This window comes from Natrinema sp. 1APR25-10V2 (genome assembly GCF_031626495.1).
Classification (GTDB): Archaea; Halobacteriota; Halobacteria; order Halobacteriales; family Natrialbaceae; genus Natrinema.
Genome location: NZ_JAMQOJ010000001.1, coordinates 356,893 through 373,518, shown reverse-complemented (window position 1 = coordinate 373,518; position 16,626 = coordinate 356,893). Strand labels below are relative to the sequence as shown.

Sequence of the window (16,626 nt, the reverse complement as noted above, 5' to 3'; positions counted from 1 at the left end):
TGCGGTTCGCGGCCGCGAGTCGCTCAGTCGTCGGCGGAGTGGAGCCGCCGTCGTACCGGATCGATTACGATCTCGCCGTCCGACCGCACCGTCACGGCACACTGGGAGAACGGAAAGGAGATCGAACCGTCGCCGATGCGGGGCTCGTCATCTCGCCAGTGGACGAACAGCGCGTTCAGCGCGTCCGGTTCGACGCATTCCGAGAGCGACTCGAGGTCGTCCGGCTCGACCCCGAGCACCGACGAGACGGCCATGAGCAGCGCCGTATTCACCGGCTCGTACGCGCCGTCGTCACACCACGTGTGGTAGGACTCCCGGTCCTCGTCGTAGTAGACCGTTCGACCGGTCGTGGTACCGATAGGCGTCAGGTTCGCTCGCGGAGCGGTTCCGGACATGATACTCCGAAATATCATATGTTAACACTTAACACTATTGGCCAAAAGACACGACGAGGCGGCGACGAGAACGAGCGAAAAAACGATCAGACGTGTGAAACGACAGCAGCGACGGACGACGTTATTCCGCGGCGATGACGTCGTCGATACGGGCGATCATCGTGGCGGCTTCGGTCGCGCTCTCGACGGCTTCGCGCTTGACGTCGGCGGGGTCGACGACGCCGTGCTCGAACGGATCATCGATCGTGACCTCGTCGCCGTCGGTGATCAGGCCGGCCCGTCCCTCGGATTCGTGAGCGGAACGAAGGTCCACGAGCGCGTCGATAGGGTCGCGGCCCGTGTTGGCCGCGAGGGTTCGGGGGACGACGTCCAGCGCGTCGGCGAAGGCCGTCACGGCGAGTTGCTTGCGGCCTTCGATGCCGGCGGCTTCCTTCCGGATCTTGTCCGCGATCGCGATCTCGGTCGCGCCCGCGCCGGGGACGACCTCGCCGGATTCCAGCGCCGTCGCGACGACGTCCAGTGCATCGCCGATGGCACGCTCGAGTTCGTCGACGACGTGTTCGGTGCCGCCACGGACGAAGACGGTGACCGTCTCGGCGGCCGCGCCGCCCTCGACGAACGCCAGATCGTCGTCGCCGAAGTTCTCGGTGTGGATGCGGTCGGCCGAGCCGAAGTCCGCTTCCTCGAGGTCCTCGAGTGCGCCGACGCGGCGAGCGCCGGTCGCGGACGCGACCTGTCGGGCGTCGCTGTCGCCGAGGCCCTCGAAGACGAGGATTCCCTCGTTGGCGAGGGCGTTGGCGACGCGGTCGGCGACGTCTTCGGTGGTGAAGACGACGTCGGCCCCGCTCTCGGCGACGGTTTCGGCGTAGCCCTGCAGTTCGCCTTCTTCGGCGTCGATCGCTGCGTTGAGCTGGTCGATCGAGTCGATGGCGTACTCGGCGTCGACGTCGCCCGTGCGAACGTCGAGTTCGACGTCCAGGATGGCGATCGAGGCGTCCTCGACCTCGCCGGGCATCGCGTCGTGGACGGGCTCCTCGTCGACGATGATGCCGGGGACGAGTTCGGTCGCGTTCGAGGAGGCACCGATCTGGGTGTGGACGGTGACGTTGTCGCGGGCGACGCCGTCGTCGGTGTCGACGTGGCGGATCGCTTCGACGACCGTCTCGGCCAGCGATTCGGCCGTGAGTCCGCCGGTTCCCTTGCCAGTCATGCTCGACTGGGCGACCTGCCGGAGGATGTCGTCGTCGACGTCGGCCTCGTTTACCTGCTCGGCGATCGCCTCGAGGGCGATCTCGCTGGCCTCGTGGTAGCCCTCGACGATCGTGGTCGCGTGGACGTCCTGCTCGATCAGGTCCTCGGCCTCGCCCAGCAGGTTGCCGGCGAGGACGGCCGCGGTCGTCGTCCCGTCACCGACTTCCTCCTCCTGAGAGTCGGCGACCTCGACGATCATCTGGGCCGCGGGGTGCTCGATGTCCATCTCGTTGAGAATGGTCGCGCCGTCGTTCGTGATGACGACGTCCCCGCCGGAGTCGACGAGCATCTTGTCCATGCCGCGGGGGCCGAGCGTCGTGCGTACCGACTCCGCCACGGCCTTGCCGGCCATGATGTTCGACGATTGGGCGTCGCGGCCCTGTGTTCGCTGGCTATCCTCGCTCATAATGAACATGGGCTGTCCGCCCATGCGTCGCTGTTGTGCCATCGTTGATCCTCACTAACCATGTCGTCAGCACTTCTATATAACTCTTTCCCTACTACCACCGCTCCCTCTGGCGATTGCGTGTGTGAACCGACCGCAGGCCCGTCGGCGACGGAGCCGGTAGCGAAATATGGCTCGACTCGGAACACCCGGTAGATGCTGGAGCTGGAACACGGATTTCGCGTCGTCGACATCGCGACGCGGCTGCCGCCGGCCGACGGCAGCGGGGGTCCCCGGAGACGAACGATCACGGCGGATCGGCTCGAGCGGGAGATGCATCAGGCGGGGATCACGAAAGCGATCGTCTTTCCGCCGTCGCAGCCGGACGGCAGCTATCTCGCGCCGAACAACGGCGTCGCCAGGCGGAGCGTCGACCGGCCGCTCGTCGCCTTCGCCCGGATCAACGGGACCGAAACGCCGGGTCGGAAAGCGACCGGTCGACTCCGCAATGTCGTGAGCCGCCGCGAGGAGCACCACACCTCACCCGAAGACATCGAGAAGTACGCTTACGACGACCGCTTCCACGGGTTCGTTCTCGACCCCGCCGTCGACGACTACCCCGACGAGGAGGTCCTCACGGCCCTCGAAGACGTCGACCTGCCGGTGATCGTCCGCGGCGGCGTCGACGCGCCGCCCGAGACGCTCGCCGAGACGCTGCTCGAGCGCTCCTTTCCCGTCGTCGTCGGTCGCTTCGGCGGTCACCCCCTGAACCGCGACCTGATGAACGAGATGATCGACCTCCTCGACGAGTTCGACGACTGCTACCTCGAGACGAGTTTCGTCCGCTACCGCGAGCAACTCGAGCGCGCCCTCCTCGAACACCCCGATCGCGTCTTCTTCGGCAGCGGCGCGCCCGCCTGTCATCCCAACGTCGCCGTCATGGAGATTCTCACCCTAGACGTCTCGGAGGACATGCTGCGCCGCGCGTTCTCGAAGAACGCCTGTCGCGTGATCGACGCGCTCGCGCCGGACGCACAACCCTGAGAGTCGATCTCGTTTTTCCGCGACTGCAGGGCGTGTCACCACGACACTCGCCCGACGATATCGGTCCTCGCCCGATCGCAGAGACCGAGCCGTGTGCGAGCGATGGCCGCCGATTTCATATGTGTAGAAAATGTCAGTACCTTCTACGCACACATCAATTATTATTTACTATATATCTCCATTCGTACTATTATACCCATATATCTGCCTCCTAACCCTATCTCGAATATCATCATATACTGGTAGATCGACGAATTCATCATTGTTCATGATCGGAGACCGATTGTATGCTCGAAGGATTTCCACTGGTACTGTTGCTCGCCGCGGCGGTGGCCTTTATCATCGTCGCGACCGCGAAGTTCGATCTCCACGCGTTTCTCACGTTGCTGATCGCCGCCTATCTGACCGGCCTCGCCGCGGGGATCGATCCCGCGGAGGTCGCCTCGCTGGTGACCGACGGCTTCGGCGGTATCCTCGGCTACATCGGGATCGTCATCCTCGCGGGGACGATCATCGGCACCTGCCTCGAGCGCTCGGGTGCGGCGATCGTCATCGCGGAGACGGTCTTGGACTACGTCGGCGAGGAGTACACGACGGAAGTGATGGCGATCACGGGAAGTTTCGTCTCCATTCCGGTGTTCTGTGACTCCGGGTTCGTCATCCTCTCCGGACTGAACCGATCGCTCGCGGAGCGCTCCGGCCTCTCGCTGTCGACGCTCGGAGTCGCCCTCGCGGGTGGACTCTACATCACGCACGTCTTCGTCCCGCCGACGCCCGGCCCGATCGCCGCGGCCGGGATCATCGGTGCGGACATCGGTCTCGTCATGCTGGCCGGAATCGTCGTCAGCGCACCGATCGTCTTCGTCGCCGCGAAGTGGGCCGATACGGTGGCGTCGAACTACCACATCGATCCCGATCCGGAGCTGACGATGGAAGAGATCAAAGCCGAATACGGAACGATGCCATCGCGCGCGGCCTCGTTCGCACCGCTGCTCGTTCCGATCGCGCTCATCGCCGTCGGCTCGATCGCCGCCTACCCCGAGGCGGAGAATCCGGAACTGATCACCGGCACCCTCCAGCGTTGGCTGCTGTTCCTCGGCGACCCCGCTGTCGCACTGCTGATCGGCGCGTTCATCGCGTTCGCGATCGTGCCCGACTTCGAGAGCGCCGTGACGGACGAGTGGGTCTCCGACGGGATCAAGAACGCCGCCGTCATCCTCGCCGTGACCGGTGCCGGCGGCGCGTTCGGCGAGGTCCTCTCGGCGCTGCCCCTCGAGAGCTTCATCACCGACACGCTCGGCGGCCTCGGCATCGGCCTGTTCGCCGCGTTCGTCGTCGCCGCGGCGATGAAGTCCGCGCTGGGCTCCTCGACGGTCGCGATCCTGACCACGGCCGGCCTCGTGGCACCGCTGCTCGGCTCGCTCGGCCTGAACACCGAGATCGGCCGGGTGTTCACCGTCCTCGCGATCGGCGCCGGCAGCATGACCGTCAGCCACGCGAACGACTCCTACTTCTGGATCATCACGGAGTTCACCGACATGGAGACGTCGACGGCCTACCAGGCCTGGACGCTCGCGACGCTGGTGCTGGGCGTCTCGAGCATCGTCTGGATCGCCGTCCTCCGGAACGTCGCGGGAATGGTCTTCTAACGGACGACCAGCACCCGTAGATCGTTCAGGTTCGTCCCGGTCGGTCCCGTACGAACGAGCGCGCCACGGGACTCGAGATACGGATAGACGTCGTTTTCCGCGAGCGCCTCGCGCGCAGCGTCGGAATCGTCGACGGAACGACCGTCGACGAGCGCGCCGGCCACGTCGGTCGCCCCGTCGATGCCGTCCGTGTCGACCGCGGCGACCGCGATGCCGGCCTCGCTTCCGTTTTCGTCCCCCTCGACGAGTTCGAGCGCCGCGCTCGTCGCGAACTCCTGGTTCGGACCGCCGGTTCCGTCACCCCGAACCGTCACCGTCGTCTCCCCGCCCGAGAGCAGCACGGCCGGCGGCTCGAGCGGCGTCCCCGTCGCACGGACCTCCTCGGCGACGGCGACGTGGGTCGTCGCCGCCTCGCGGGCCTCACCGCGAACGCGCGAGGAGAGGATCAGGGGGTCGTAACCCCGATTTCGAGCAGTCTCGCGGGCCGCCTCGAGCACGGTCATCCCGTCGGCGACGACGTGATTCGAGACCGTCTCGAAGGCCGGATCGTCCGGTCCAGGCGTCTCGGCGACCTCACCGGCCGCGCCGCGCTCGAGGCGATCGACGACGGTGTCTGGCGCGTCGATCCCGTAGCGCTCGAGGACCGCGAGCGCGTCGTCGAACGTCGACGCGTCGGGCGCGAGAGGGCCGCTCGCGATCACGCTCAGGTCGTTCCCGACCACGTCGCTGAGGATCACGGAGACGACCGTCCCGGGGGCGGCCCGGCGCGCCAGTCGACCGCCTTTCAGCGCCGACAGGTGCTTGCGGACCGCGTTGATTTCGCCGATGTCGGCCCCGCTCGCGAGCAGGGCGTCGGTGGTCGACTGCAGATTGGCGAGCGACACGTCGCCGGCGGGCGCGGCCATGAGCGCACTCCCGCCGCCGGTGATCGCCGCCAGCACGAGCGTGTCCTCGCCGGCCGCGTCGGCCGCCTCGAGCACCTCACGAGTCCCCTCGACGCCGCGTTCGCTCGGGACCGGGTGGTCGCCCCTTCGAACCGTCACGCGCTCGGTTTCGACGGGGTCGTCCGTGACGACCACGCCGCCGTCGATCCGATCGCCCAGCACGTCCTCGAGCGCGGCGGCGACGTGGGCCGCGGCGTTGCCGCCGCCGAGGGCGACGACATCGTCGTACTCGCGGAGGTCGTACGTCCCGTCCGCAACGCGGAGGGTATCGCCCTCGAACGCGACGGCGTCTCGGACGACGGTGCGGGGATGACCCGCTCCGATGCCGGCCTCGACGCAGGCGAGCGCGACGTCGCGGGCGTCGCTCGAAGCGAGGCGATCGCGGTCCTCGATGGTCGTCTCGTTCATGAACGAACGATCCTCGAGAAGCGATTAAAAACAGCCGATCTGGTCGCGGCCCGGTTCGGATCGCTCGAGCGACGGGAGTTCCGATGTCGGGTCGATCGTTCGCCGCCTCGAGGGAACCCGCCTTGCGCTGGTTCCGAAATCTCGACCACAAATCCGTTTCTTCCCTTCAGCCGTCACGGATCTAATCGCGTCTGAACCGACGAAAGACGTCACTTCGATCGTCTTTCGAATTTCAGACACGCCTTCGCTCTCGCTCAGTCGTGCCTGAAAGACCGCTGCCCCGTAAACGCCATCGCAATGCCGTGCTCGTCAGCGGCCTCGATCACGTCCTCGTCGTTGACCGAGCCGCCGGGCTGGACGACCGCCTCGATACCCGCCTCGGCGGCCTCCTCGATGCCGTCCGGGAACGGGAAGAAGGCGTCCGAGGCCATGACTGCGCCCTCGGCGTCCTTGCCCTCCGCGTGTTCGTCGGCCTTCATCGCCGCCAACCGAACCGCGTCGACGCGGGAGACCTGTCCCATGCCGATGCCGACCGTCTCGGTGCCGTCCGCGAAGAGGATCCCGTTGGACTTGACGTGTTTGAGCGTCTGCCACGCGAAGACCATCGTCTCGAGCTCCTCCTCGGTGGGCTCGCGCTCGGTGACGACCTCGAGGTCGTCGACCGAAATCGACTGGAGGTCCCGTTCTTGCACGAGTCGACCGCCCACGAGGGGCTTCTCCGTGAAGCGCTCCGTGCGCTCACCTAACTCGCCGACATCCAGTACGCGCAAATTGTCCTTCTCGAAGAGGACCTCGAGGGCGTCGTCGGTGTAGTCAGGTGCGACGACGACCTCCTTGAACGAGTCGATGATTTGCTCTGCAGTGGCGGCGTCGCACTCCCGATTGAGCGCGACGATGCCGCCGAAGGCGCTCATCGGATCCGTCGAGAGGGCCTTCTCGTAGGCCTCGGCCAGCGAATCGGCGGTCGCACAGCCCGCGGGGTTCGTGTGCTTGATGACCGCCGCTGCGGGCTCGTCGAACTCCTTGATCAGATTCAGCGCGCCATCGGCGTCGTTGTAGTTGTTGTACGACAGCGACTTCGCGCCCTCGTTCAACTGGTCGGCGTGGACGACGCTGGCCTCGTCCGTGGTGTAGTCGGCGTAGACCGCCGCGTCCTGGTGTGGGTTCTCCCCGTAGCGGAGGGTGTCCGCGCGGTCGTCCGAAATCAGTCGGCGGGCCGGCAGCCCGTCGTGGCCATCGGCCTCAGTGCTCGCGACATCGGCGTCGACCGATACCCCACCCGCGTCCGTATCCACGGACACGGCTCCCTCGGCGAACCACTTCACTGCACGGGGGTACGCGCGGAACTCGCCCTCGTAGAGGACGCGCTCCTTCAACGTCTCTTCGTCGTCGCCCTCATAGACCGGAATCGGCTCCTGGGTGACGATCGGGCCGGCGTCGACCTCCGCTTCGACGACGTCGCCGTTCTCGTCGGTCGCGTCGGTGACGACGTGGACCGTACAGCCGGTGACCGAGACGCCGGCCTCGAGCGCGTCGCTCCAGGCGTCCATCCCGGGGAAGGCGGGCAGCAAGGCGGGGTGGACGTTCAGCGTCGTCGGGGCCTCTTCGAGGAACGTATCCGAGAGGATCCGCATGTAGCCGTCCAGACAGACCAGATCGAACTCGTACTCCGAGAGGGCCTCGAGCACCGCTTCCTCGTGCTCGCGGCGGCTCATGTCGTCGTCCATCGGGACGACTTCGGTCGGAATCCCGCGTTCCTCGGCGGCCTCGAGCACCGGCGCGTCTTCCGTGTTCGTCAGGATTACCGCGAACTCGGCCCCGCCCGGCCGTCGGTCGGCGATGTTCAACAGGTTGCGCCCTCGGTTGCCGGCCATCCCGGCGATTCGCGTCATGGTCGAACCCGCGCCCGCGAGCGGCAAAGTGGTTGCGGTCTCGAGCCCCGTTGTATGCACAAACGTGTATCATTCGGGCCGTATTCTCGGCTCACCCCCCGGAGGTATGCACGCTCGTGGCCCAGTCCGGACAGGGGTTTCGACACGCTTTTGCGACCACCTCGACCAACGACGGGTATGACCGAGACCGACGCCCTGTACGCCGTCTCACCGCTGGACGGCCGGTACGGCGGCCGGACCGCGCCGCTGTCGCCGTACGCGAGCGAGGCCGCGCTGATGCGCGCCCGCGTTCGCGTCGAAGTCGAGTACCTGATCTCGCTGGCCGACCTCGAGGCGACGCCGCTGGAACTCGACCTCGCGGATCGCGAACACCTGCGCGGCCTCTACGAGCACTTCGCCGAGGAGGACGCCCGGCTGATCAAGAAACTCGAGACCGAGGGCCACGAGGAGTTCGAGGCGACGAACCACGACGTGAAGGCCGTCGAGTACTTCGTCCGCCATCGGCTGCCCGACGACAGCGACGCCTCGGCCTGGATCCACTTCGGGCTGACCAGCGAGGACGTGAACAACCTCGCACACCGACTGCTCGTCCGCGACGCCGTCGACGAGGTGCTCCTTCCCGAACTGTACGACGTGCGCGATACGCTCGCGGAGATGGCTCGCGAGTACCGCGACCTCCCGATGCTGGCCCGCACCCACGGCCAGCCCGCGACGCCGACGACCTTCGGCAAAGAGATGGCCGTCTACGCCTCGCGGCTCGGTCGCGCGACGGGCCGAATTCGGCGAGCCACCGACGACCTCAGCGGGAAACTCGGTGGGGCTTCAGGCACCTACGCGGCCCACGTCGCCGCCTATCCCGACGTGGACTGGCAGGCCTTCGCAGAGGAGTTCGTCACGGATCTGGGACTCGAGTTCGAATCGCTCACGACACAGGTCAACCCCTGCGACGACCTCGCGGCGCTGTTCGACGCGTTCCGCGGGGCAAACGACGTGTTGCTCGACCTCGATCTCGACGTGTGGCTCTACGTCTCCGACCGCTACCTCGGTCAGGAGGCCGTCGAAGGTGAGACCGGCTCGTCGACGATGCCCCACAAGGTGAACCCGATCGACTTCGAGAACAGCGAGGGCAACCTCTCGAAGGCCAACTCCGATCTGACCTTCCTCGCCGACTACGTCACCACCTCTCGGCTCCAGCGAGACCTCTCCGACTCGACGGTCAAGCGCAATATCGGGAGCGCGTTCGCCCACTGCCTGATCGGCTACGGGAAGACCGCCGCCGGGCTCTCGAAGGTCGTTCCCAACGAGCAGGTCATGCGCGACGACCTCGAGAACACGCCCGAAATCATCGGCGAAGCCGTCCAGACGATCCTCCGGCGCGAGGGTCAGGCCGACGCCTACGAGCGCGTCAAGGCGGTCACTCGGGGGAAAGACGTCACCCTCGCAGACTTCCGCGCGATGTTCGACGAACTCGAGGTCGACGACGACGTTCGCGAGGAACTGCACGCACTGACTCCCACTGGATACACCGGCGTCGCGAGCGAGTTGGTCGCCGACCTCGAGCGCGGCGAGTAGCCGGTTTTCCGCGCGGGCTGTCGCCGTCTCGTCGAGGACGCCGGTTGCGGCCCTGCGTTCCGAGATCGTGACAGTATAGGGCACCGTCGGTGACGAGCCGATATGGAGTACCTGCTGTGGGTGATCGTCGCCCTCGTCACGTACGGGCTCGTCGCACCGCTGACGAGCGTCGTCACGTCGGACGTGCCGCCCGCGGTCGCGCTCTTCCTCTCGACGACGATCTTCCTCTGCCTGACGACCGTCGTCCTCGTCGCCACGGGCACCGGCCGGCCGGCCGACGCGACCACTCCCGCGGCGGGGATCGTCTACGTCGCCGGCCTCTTCCTCTCGACCGGAATCTTGGCGTACTATCAGGCGCTCGAGCAGGGTCCGGTCAGCGTCGTCGTCCCGATCTACGGCCTCTTCATCGTCGGGAGTTCGATCATCGGGATCGCCTTTCTCGGCGAGGAGCTGACCGCCACCCGCGCGGCCGGGATCGTCGTCGCGGTGCTCGCGATCTACCTCGCCGTCGGGGGTGAGGAGTGATGCGCCGCTACCTCGGGCTGTCGATCCTCGCCTGCCTGGCCTACAGCCTGGTCGCGCCGCTGCTCTCGATCGCGATGACCGACCTGCCGAGCACGCTAGCGGTGTTCCTCTCGAACTCGGTGATGTTCGTCACTGTCGGACTGGTGATCCGCTACCGCGGGCTGTCGGTTCGGCCCTATCTCCGACACCCCCGGACGCCGTACATCGCTGTGATGGGCGTCCTGCTGACAGTCGGCCTGCTGACCTACTATCGGGCGCTCGCGCTCGGGCCGGTCAGCGTCGTCGTCCCGATCTACGGCCTCTTCATCGTCGTCAGTTCGCTCGTCGGCATCGTCGCCTTCGACGAGGCGGTCACCGCCCGCAAGGTCGCCGCGATCGGGTTGAGCGTGCTGGCGATCGCGCTGATGTCCGTGTGAGCCGTCCCCTCGAGTTCACCGCCGGTTCGTCGTATCGATCCCGGCGGCGTCGTTGATCGGACACTTCTGGGTCGTCCCGGTCACCAGCAAGATCACGCCGATGACGAGCGCGACGAGCGCGGTCACGATGCCAACGGCCCAGTAGCCCGTCAGCGCGGCGATACCGGCCAATGCAGCGACCGTGCCGACGATGAGACGTCCTGTTCGGTCGATCCCGCCGACGTTCTTTTGCATGGTATCTACCCACACATAGTTGGTGTTCAATTGACAAAATCGTTCGGGGGAACGCTCGAGCGACACGCCTCGACGAGAACGTTACGCAATCAAGTCTGCGAGCGTCGTCTCGAGCGCGTTCGCCGCCTCGCGAACGTCAGCGACCCGGACATATTCCCGCGGGGCGTGCGCGACGGCCCCCTCGTCGTCGGCGAGGACGCCGGGCCCGAAGACGACCGTCGGCGCGTCCGCAGCGAAGTAGGAGGCCTCCGTCGCCGCGGTGAACGGGCGCACGTCGCCGCCGGCCGCGTCCGCAAGCGTCTGCACCACCCGCGCGTCGGGGTCGGTGTCCCACGCCTCGAGAAACGGCGTCGGCCGGTCGGTAAAGCGGAACTCCAGACTCACGTCGTCGGGGACGGCGGCCCGCAGATGGGCAGAAAACGCCTCGTGAAATCCGTCGGCGGTCTCCGGCGGAACGCTCCGTCGGTCGACGGTCAGCGCGCAGTCGGCCGGCACCTGGTTCGTGGCCTCGCCGCCCTCGACGACGGTCGGCGTCAGCGTCGCCGCGCCGAGTTCGGGGTGAGCGGGGGGTGCATCGTCGCGCTCGTCGAAGGTCCGAATCGCCGCGAGGACGGGCTCGAGGGCCGCGACAGCGTTGATTCCGGTCTCCGGTTCGGCTGCGTGGGCGTTCGCTCCCGACAGGTGGATCGTTCCCTGAAAGCGCCCTTTCGCAGCGGTACAGACGTCGAGGCCGGTCGGCTCGCCGACGATCACCGCGTCGGCGTCCCGCGTCGGGGATTCCTCACCGGATACCAGCGCGTACGCGCCCGTCGAGAGCACCTCCTCGTCGGGGGTGATCGCGAGCGTGACGCGGCCGTCAGTCGGCTCTACGGCGAAGAAAGCCGAGAGGATGGCCGCGAGCGGACCCTTCGCGTCACAGGAGCCCCGGCCGCGAATCACGGCACCCTCGTCAGCCTCGGCGGCGTCCTCGTCGCGCTCGAACGGGACGTGGGGCGAGACCGTATCGATGTGCGTGTTCAGTACGACGTGGGTCTCGGTATCGGCAGCGGGCGGACCGCGGGCGGCCAGCACGTTCCCCCCACCGTCGACGCGGGCCTCGAGACCCTGGTCTGCGAGCGTCTCGCAGAGAAATTCCCGCATCGGGTCGACGTCCTCGTGGGAAGCGTGCTGGACGGCGTCCTCGAGGAACGCGATCGGATCGAACGCGCCGTCCGCGCTCGAGTCGAACCCCGTCACGACTGGACGGGAGATTCGACGGCCACCTCGCCGTCGAACTCGTGTTCGACCGGGCCGGCGAGGGTCGCGTTTCCGCGCTCGTTGAAGCTTACCTGCAGGTCGCCGCCGGGCGGTGAGACGGTCACCGGGTCGGCGTCGGTGAGGCCGAGTCGGCGCGCGACGACGGCGATCGCGACCGCACCGGTGCCACAGGATTCGGTCTCGCCCTCGACGCCGCGCTCGTACGTGCGCTGGCGGAAGCCGCCCGAACCGTCGGGGCTCGCGACGGTGACGTTCGTCCCCTTCGGGAAGACGTCCGCGTAGCGAACGGCCGGCGCGACCGCCTCGAGGTCGACGTCGTCTACGTCGTCGACGAACGCGACGGCGTGGGGGACGCCGGTGTTTACCATCGTTACCTCGAGGCCCTCGATCTCCTCCTCGAACACCTGCTCGTCGGCGTCGACGGGGATCTCGTCGGGATCGAACGTGGGGGTCCCCATTTCGATGATGATGTCCTCGCCCGCTCGATCGGCGCGCAGTGTGCCCGCCTGCGTGTCGATCATCACGCTATCGGTCCCCGTTCGCTCCATCGCCCACTCGGCGGCGCAGCGAGCGCCGTTGCCGCACATAGGCGCCGTCGCGCCGTCGGGCTGGACCAGCGTCATGACGACGCGAGGCGGGTTGAATTTCTCCTCGAGAGCGAGGTAGAGAACGCCGTCGGCACCGACGCCGTCGTCGCGATCGCACTCGCGTTCGGCGAGTGCGCCGCGGTCGGGGACGTATTCGTCCGCGTGGATAATTAGAAAGTCGTTGCCGGTGCCGTGGTACTTCTGGAATGGAACGGTCATCGTGCGATCAGTGGTGTGTGCTCGTCGTCGCGGTCGCCGACGGGTTCCTCGGCGACCTCGCAGTCGTGTACACCTTCTCTGTTCGGTTGCGTCTTCAATCCGTCGCTCGCCGATTGTGTCAGCGAGCCACGACCCACACTCCGTTCCGGGCTCGCGTTCGCGGGTCGTCCCTTCCCGCTCATCTCCTCGAGGCGCTCACTTCGTCTTCGCGCGGCAGCGCCGCGCGAACGGCATGCGAGACGTTAGTCTCGCACCGTTCGCGCCTCGCGTTCCACCCGCGTCACGTCCTCGACGGTCTCGCGGCGTCGCGAGAGCCGGACTGCCTCGCCGTCGCGGACGACCGACGCGGGCCGGGGCCGAGAGTTGTACTGATTCGCCATCTCGTAGCCGTAAGCACCCGCGTTGCCGATCGCGAGGACGTCGCCGCGCTCGCTCGCCGGGAGGTCGCGATTCGAACAGAATACGTCGCCGCTCTCGCAAATCGGCCCAGCTACGGTCTGTGGAATCGTCTCGCGAGCCTCAGCAGCACTCGAGCCGGCCGTTTCGGCGGCTTCCGCTGCGTCGGCCGTCAGGTTCCGGATCGGATGGTAGGCGTCGTACATCGCCGGTCGAATCAGCGTCGTCATCCCCGCGTCGACGCCGGCGACGACCGTATCGCGGGCCTCCTTGACCGTGTTCACTTCGGTGAGGAGCACGCCCGCGTCCGCGACGAAGTAGCGGCCGGGTTCGATCGTCAGGCGCGCGTCTATCTCGCCGAGGGCTTCTCGGGTCGCGTCGGCGACCGACGCGAGGTCCAGCGGCTCCTCGTCCTCGCGGTACGGGACGCCGAAGCCGCCGCCGACGTCGACGAACTCGAGGCCGTCGCCGTCGATCGCCTCACTGACCTCTCGTGCTAATCCGCCCATTCGCGCGACGAACTCCCGGTGGTCGTCGAGCTGGTCGCTCGAGACGCCCGAGCCGACGTGGGCGTGGATCCCGACCACGTCGAAACCGCGGTCGGCGGCGTCTCGGAGGACCTCGACGGCGCGTTCGGCCGGGACGCCGAACTTCGCGGCCGCGCCGGTCTGGACTTTCTCGTGGTGACCCGCGCCGATTCCGGGGTTGACACGCAGACAGAGCCGGCCGTCGTAGCCGCGGTCGGCCAGCCGATCGATCGTGTCCTCCGAGCCGGCGGTGACCGTCAGCTCCGGGTGTTCGTTCCAGGCGTCGACGATCCAGTCGAGGTCCTGCGCCGGCGGGTTGACCGCCGTGTAGTGAACCTCCGACCCTGACGCGCCGGCTTCCAGCGCCCGCTGGACTTCGCCCGCGGAGGCACACTCGAGGCCCGCGCCTTCCTCGAGCAGCACCGTGAGTACGTCGCCCAGCGCGTTCGCCTTCACCGCGTAGAGGATCTCTGCGTCGGGGAAAACGGCCTCGAGCCGTCGGTAGTTCTCCCGGACGCGCTCGAGGTCGAGGACGTACAGCGGCGAGCCGTACGCATCGATGAAGGACTCGAGTCGAGTCGCATCCCAGTCGGTGAGCCGGCGAACGGCCGGCGAGTCCGAACGCTCAGTCATTGGTCGGTTCAAGCGTCCGTGAGGATTCAAGCGTTTGGATTCCGCGTTTCGGGCGGGAGCGAGCCGACCGTCACGTCGTTGTCACGGACTACCGACTCGGCCACGATCCCGTCGTCGGCGACCCGCGCTCCGTTCGACGGCCGCTGGTGACGCCGCCGGTTCGGCGCATACCGCGATCACTCGGCCCCCTCTTCGCGGTCGCCTTCGGGGCCCTCGGACGACCCCTCGATCGAGTTTCGCCACAGGGTCATGTCGGCCGCGTGCGTCTCGAGGGCACCGATGTCGTCTTCCAGAGATTCGATCGACGATCGGAACTCTCGGTCGAGGTCGTCGAGGTCCGACCGAACGTCCGACAGTTCCGTTTGCGTCTCTTCTCGGAGCAGCGTGATCGCTTCTTCCATCGTATCGTTGACGTTCTCGAGTCCGGATTCGAGGACGGCCGTTCGCGCGTCGATTCGCTCCTCGAGGTCGTCGATCCGGTCCGCCAGCGTTTCGATTTCGCGAAGCCGAGACGCCAGGGCGTTGGTCCGCGTGTCCAGTTTGGTCTCGACGTGGCGGATCCGCTTGGCGACGTCGTCTCCGTCCCGTTCCATCGAATCCCCGGACGGTTCTCCGCTCCCGGCCGCGTCGTCGGAAGCGTCGCGGGCCGCAGCGCGTTCCGATCGGCCGCTTTGTATCGACTCCTCGACGCTCGCGAGTCGATCGGCGAGTTCGGTGACCGCGGCTTCGAGGTCGTCGATCCGGGACTCGAGGGCCGCATCAGTCGACTCGCACGCGTCGACCGCCGATCGAAGCGTCGCCAGTTCGTCGACGGTCGCGTCGAGTTCGGATCGAACGTCCTCGAGGACGGCCCCGTCGCCGTCGTCCGCGTCGGCTTCGATCTCGGACGATAACTGCGCTACCGTCGATTCGAGGGCCGCGATCCGCTCGGTTTCCTCGCTCCGCGGGCCCGACTCCCGCTCGAGCGCGCGTTTGATCGCTTCCGTCCGCGCACCGCCCTGATCCGATCTGAGAGCCTCGAGCAACTCGTCGAGGACGGGGTCGCTCGATCGCTCGGTCGCTCGCGACGGCTGGTCATTGTCGTGTGTTCTCATACCACTGTTATCGACGAAGCGTCTCCGCGGCCGTACGGGGCGCCGGCCCGGAACGCGGCCGTATCGACGCGAGCGACGTCGCTCGCTCGAGCGGCCCCCTCGACGGCATCTGTGGCGGGTTCGTCCCAGTTCCCCACTGCGTCGTTCGTTCTTCCGGGTCCAGTTTTCACAATTAATTGCATACGAGATCAATCAATTAAACGTCTAGGGTCCGTTCATTACTGTTCAATTCGCAATGAGTCGTAGGAATCGCCCGCAGGAATAAAGTCACTCTGTTGACGTATTACGGATGCTGGACGGCTCTCTCGGGACGATCAGTGGCGGACGCTGAGCCGTGACCGAGCGGTGGACGACGTGACGAACGAATCGATCGGCTGGCGCCATCGGCGATACGGGCCGTCACCGGTATTTCGTGCCCGGCGAGAAGTCGATCGACGTTCGAGCGGACTCGACTACTCGAGCGTCGCCGCCCGAACCGGCTACTCCCGGAGCGCGTCTTCGCGCTCGGTCGCCTCGAGCGTCTCCGTCTTCGGTCAGTCAGTCTCTTCTATCGCGATCCGATCCGTCGCCACGTCGCCGATCGATTTATCAGACGAAACGATGGGATCCTCGGCCGCGTAGGCGACGTGGTATGCATCGAACGCGGTGAGACCCTCTTGTTCCATGTAGTCCGCCGCTTGAAACAGGACGTCTTCGTCTTCGGGAACCGATGCGATCTCGAGCGCGTACGTGAGCGCTTCCATCCGATCGAACTCGAACCGGTCCGAGATCACGAGCAGTTCGAGCAGCGTCGCCCGCGAGGTGTAGATCTCTCCCTCGTTCTCGAGCGCGATCTCGGTCGCCCGGTCCTGAAGCCAATCGTCGTCTTTCACCAATGCGATGAAGAAGTCCGTGTCGGCGTAGATCATCGGTTCCTACTCGCTCGCGTCGTCGATCGCGTTTTCTCGAGCGGCCTCGCACGCCTCACGCTTGATCTCCCTGATCGATTTTCCGTCGAACGCACCGCCGACGGCATCGCGGAGGCCCTCGATCGGATCGTCTTTCAGGGGGATCAGTTCGACCCGATCGTCGAGTTCGACGACGCGATACCGATCACCGTGTTTCTCGCGGATCTCGTGCGGAATGACGATTCGACCCCGATCGTCGGCCTCGGCTCGTTTGCTCATTACGGTCTCTTACAGGGGAAACGATCAAAAGT

At 66.7% G+C, this 16,626-nt stretch carries 18 protein-coding genes; 5 read left to right on the top strand and 13 right to left on the bottom strand.

The genetic code is table 11. The features are described 5' to 3' along the window. Window positions 1–23: 23 nt before the first annotated feature. Window positions 24–395 (bottom strand): HalOD1 output domain-containing protein, encoded by a 372-nt coding sequence (locus NDO75_RS01990; RefSeq protein WP_310904429.1) that lies wholly within the window; start codon window positions 393–395, stop codon window positions 24–26. A gap of 121 nt (window positions 396–516) precedes the next feature. After that, window positions 517–2,061 (bottom strand): thermosome subunit alpha, encoded by a 1,545-nt coding sequence (gene thsA / locus NDO75_RS01985; RefSeq protein ID WP_310905158.1) that lies wholly within the window; start codon window positions 2,059–2,061, stop codon window positions 517–519. 186 nt (window positions 2,062–2,247) lie between these two features. On the opposite strand from thsA, the gene NDO75_RS01980 reads away from it, so the two are divergent. Beyond that, window positions 2,248–3,075 (top strand): amidohydrolase family protein, encoded by an 828-nt coding sequence (locus tag NDO75_RS01980; RefSeq protein ID WP_310904428.1) that lies wholly within the window; start codon window positions 2,248–2,250, stop codon window positions 3,073–3,075. 287 nt (window positions 3,076–3,362) lie between these two features. Then, window positions 3,363–4,724 carry a GntP family permease gene (locus tag NDO75_RS01975; RefSeq protein ID WP_310904427.1) on the top strand — a complete coding sequence of 454 codons (1,362 nt, stop codon included), beginning with the start codon at window positions 3,363–3,365 and terminating at the stop codon, window positions 4,722–4,724. On the opposite strand, the gene NDO75_RS01970 is transcribed toward NDO75_RS01975, so the two are convergent. Then, window positions 4,721–6,076 (bottom strand): glycerate kinase, encoded by a 1,356-nt coding sequence (locus NDO75_RS01970; RefSeq protein WP_310904426.1) that lies wholly within the window; start codon window positions 6,074–6,076, stop codon window positions 4,721–4,723. The two genes, NDO75_RS01975 and NDO75_RS01970, sit on opposite strands and share 4 nt — an antisense overlap. 254 nt (window positions 6,077–6,330) lie before the next feature. After that, window positions 6,331–7,968 carry a bifunctional phosphoribosylaminoimidazolecarboxamide formyltransferase/IMP cyclohydrolase gene (purH, locus tag NDO75_RS01965; protein ID WP_310904425.1) on the bottom strand — a complete coding sequence of 546 codons (1,638 nt, stop codon included), beginning with the start codon at window positions 7,966–7,968 and terminating at the stop codon, window positions 6,331–6,333. A gap of 177 nt (window positions 7,969–8,145) precedes the next feature. On the opposite strand from purH, the gene purB reads away from it, so the two are divergent. The 3 genes from purB (at window position 8,146) to NDO75_RS01950 (ending at window position 10,481) form a co-directional block, all read left to right on the top strand. Further along, on the top strand, window positions 8,146–9,540 hold the full coding sequence (gene purB / locus NDO75_RS01960; protein ID WP_310904424.1) for an adenylosuccinate lyase: 1,395 nt from the start codon (window positions 8,146–8,148) through the stop codon (window positions 9,538–9,540). A gap of 102 nt (window positions 9,541–9,642) precedes the next feature. After that, a complete protein-coding gene (locus NDO75_RS01955) occupies window positions 9,643–10,065 on the top strand; it encodes an EamA family transporter (protein ID WP_310904423.1) in 423 nt (140 codons plus the stop codon). Then, on the top strand, window positions 10,065–10,481 hold the full coding sequence (locus tag NDO75_RS01950; RefSeq protein ID WP_310904422.1) for an EamA family transporter: 417 nt from the start codon (window positions 10,065–10,067) through the stop codon (window positions 10,479–10,481). Before NDO75_RS01955 ends, NDO75_RS01950 begins: the two co-directional genes overlap by 1 nt. Before the next feature lie 15 nt (window positions 10,482–10,496). On the opposite strand, the gene NDO75_RS01945 is transcribed toward NDO75_RS01950, so the two are convergent. From NDO75_RS01945 to NDO75_RS01905, 9 genes are all read right to left on the bottom strand, one after another. Next, a complete protein-coding gene (locus NDO75_RS01945; RefSeq protein WP_310904421.1) occupies window positions 10,497–10,715 on the bottom strand; it encodes a DUF2892 domain-containing protein in 219 nt (72 codons plus the stop codon). Between the two features lie 81 nt (window positions 10,716–10,796). After that, entirely contained in the window at window positions 10,797–11,951 is a 1,155-nt protein-coding gene (locus tag NDO75_RS01940; RefSeq protein WP_310904420.1) for a M20 family metallopeptidase, read from the bottom strand. Next, window positions 11,948–12,778: a diaminopimelate epimerase gene (dapF, locus tag NDO75_RS01935; protein ID WP_310904419.1), complete on the bottom strand. Its 831-nt coding sequence runs from the start codon at window positions 12,776–12,778 to the stop codon at window positions 11,948–11,950. Before dapF ends, NDO75_RS01940 begins: the two co-directional genes overlap by 4 nt. After that, on the bottom strand, window positions 12,775–12,960 hold the full coding sequence (locus tag NDO75_RS01930) for a hypothetical protein (RefSeq protein ID WP_310904418.1): 186 nt from the start codon (window positions 12,958–12,960) through the stop codon (window positions 12,775–12,777). The genes dapF and NDO75_RS01930 overlap by 4 nt, the downstream gene beginning before the upstream one ends. A gap of 60 nt (window positions 12,961–13,020) precedes the next feature. Further along, on the bottom strand, window positions 13,021–14,334 hold the full coding sequence (lysA, locus tag NDO75_RS01925; protein WP_310904417.1) for a diaminopimelate decarboxylase: 1,314 nt from the start codon (window positions 14,332–14,334) through the stop codon (window positions 13,021–13,023). Window positions 14,335–14,510: 176 nt separating this feature from the next. Further along, entirely contained in the window at window positions 14,511–15,428 is a 918-nt protein-coding gene (locus NDO75_RS01920; protein WP_310904416.1) for a hypothetical protein, read from the bottom strand. Next, a complete protein-coding gene (locus tag NDO75_RS01915; RefSeq protein WP_310904415.1) occupies window positions 15,425–15,598 on the bottom strand; it encodes a hypothetical protein in 174 nt (57 codons plus the stop codon). Before NDO75_RS01915 ends, NDO75_RS01920 begins: the two co-directional genes overlap by 4 nt. Before the next feature lie 363 nt (window positions 15,599–15,961). Further along, window positions 15,962–16,336 (bottom strand): PIN domain-containing protein, encoded by a 375-nt coding sequence (locus NDO75_RS01910; protein ID WP_310904414.1) that lies wholly within the window; start codon window positions 16,334–16,336, stop codon window positions 15,962–15,964. A gap of 6 nt (window positions 16,337–16,342) precedes the next feature. Continuing rightward, window positions 16,343–16,594: an AbrB/MazE/SpoVT family DNA-binding domain-containing protein gene (locus NDO75_RS01905; RefSeq protein WP_310904413.1), complete on the bottom strand. Its 252-nt coding sequence runs from the start codon at window positions 16,592–16,594 to the stop codon at window positions 16,343–16,345. Window positions 16,595–16,626 lie beyond the last annotated feature (32 nt).

What these genes read in the sequence shown, in the direction of transcription:
- NDO75_RS01990 (WP_310904429.1), bottom strand. Translation starts at nt 395, where the DNA reads ATGTCCGGAACCGCTCCGCGAGCGAACCTGACGCCTATCGGTACCACG.
- thsA (WP_310905158.1), bottom strand. Translation starts at nt 2,061, where the DNA reads ATGTTCATTATGAGCGAGGATAGCCAGCGAACACAGGGCCGCGACGCC.
- NDO75_RS01980 (WP_310904428.1), top strand. Translation starts at nt 2,248, where the DNA reads ATGCTGGAGCTGGAACACGGATTTCGCGTCGTCGACATCGCGACGCGG.
- NDO75_RS01975 (WP_310904427.1), top strand. Translation starts at nt 3,363, where the DNA reads ATGCTCGAAGGATTTCCACTGGTACTGTTGCTCGCCGCGGCGGTGGCC.
- NDO75_RS01970 (WP_310904426.1), bottom strand. Translation starts at nt 6,076, where the DNA reads ATGAACGAGACGACCATCGAGGACCGCGATCGCCTCGCTTCGAGCGAC.
- purH (WP_310904425.1), bottom strand. Translation starts at nt 7,968, where the DNA reads ATGACGCGAATCGCCGGGATGGCCGGCAACCGAGGGCGCAACCTGTTG.
- purB (WP_310904424.1), top strand. Translation starts at nt 8,146, where the DNA reads ATGACCGAGACCGACGCCCTGTACGCCGTCTCACCGCTGGACGGCCGG.
- NDO75_RS01955 (WP_310904423.1), top strand. Translation starts at nt 9,643, where the DNA reads ATGGAGTACCTGCTGTGGGTGATCGTCGCCCTCGTCACGTACGGGCTC.
- NDO75_RS01950 (WP_310904422.1), top strand. Translation starts at nt 10,065, where the DNA reads ATGCGCCGCTACCTCGGGCTGTCGATCCTCGCCTGCCTGGCCTACAGC.
- NDO75_RS01945 (WP_310904421.1), bottom strand. Translation starts at nt 10,715, where the DNA reads ATGCAAAAGAACGTCGGCGGGATCGACCGAACAGGACGTCTCATCGTC.
- dapF (WP_310904419.1), bottom strand. Translation starts at nt 12,778, where the DNA reads ATGACCGTTCCATTCCAGAAGTACCACGGCACCGGCAACGACTTTCTA.
- NDO75_RS01930 (WP_310904418.1), bottom strand. Translation starts at nt 12,960, where the DNA reads ATGAGCGGGAAGGGACGACCCGCGAACGCGAGCCCGGAACGGAGTGTG.
- lysA (WP_310904417.1), bottom strand. Translation starts at nt 14,334, where the DNA reads ATGACTGAGCGTTCGGACTCGCCGGCCGTTCGCCGGCTCACCGACTGG.
- NDO75_RS01920 (WP_310904416.1), bottom strand. Translation starts at nt 15,428, where the DNA reads ATGAGAACACACGACAATGACCAGCCGTCGCGAGCGACCGAGCGATCG.
- NDO75_RS01910 (WP_310904414.1), bottom strand. Translation starts at nt 16,336, where the DNA reads ATGATCTACGCCGACACGGACTTCTTCATCGCATTGGTGAAAGACGAC.
- NDO75_RS01905 (WP_310904413.1), bottom strand. Translation starts at nt 16,594, where the DNA reads ATGAGCAAACGAGCCGAGGCCGACGATCGGGGTCGAATCGTCATTCCG.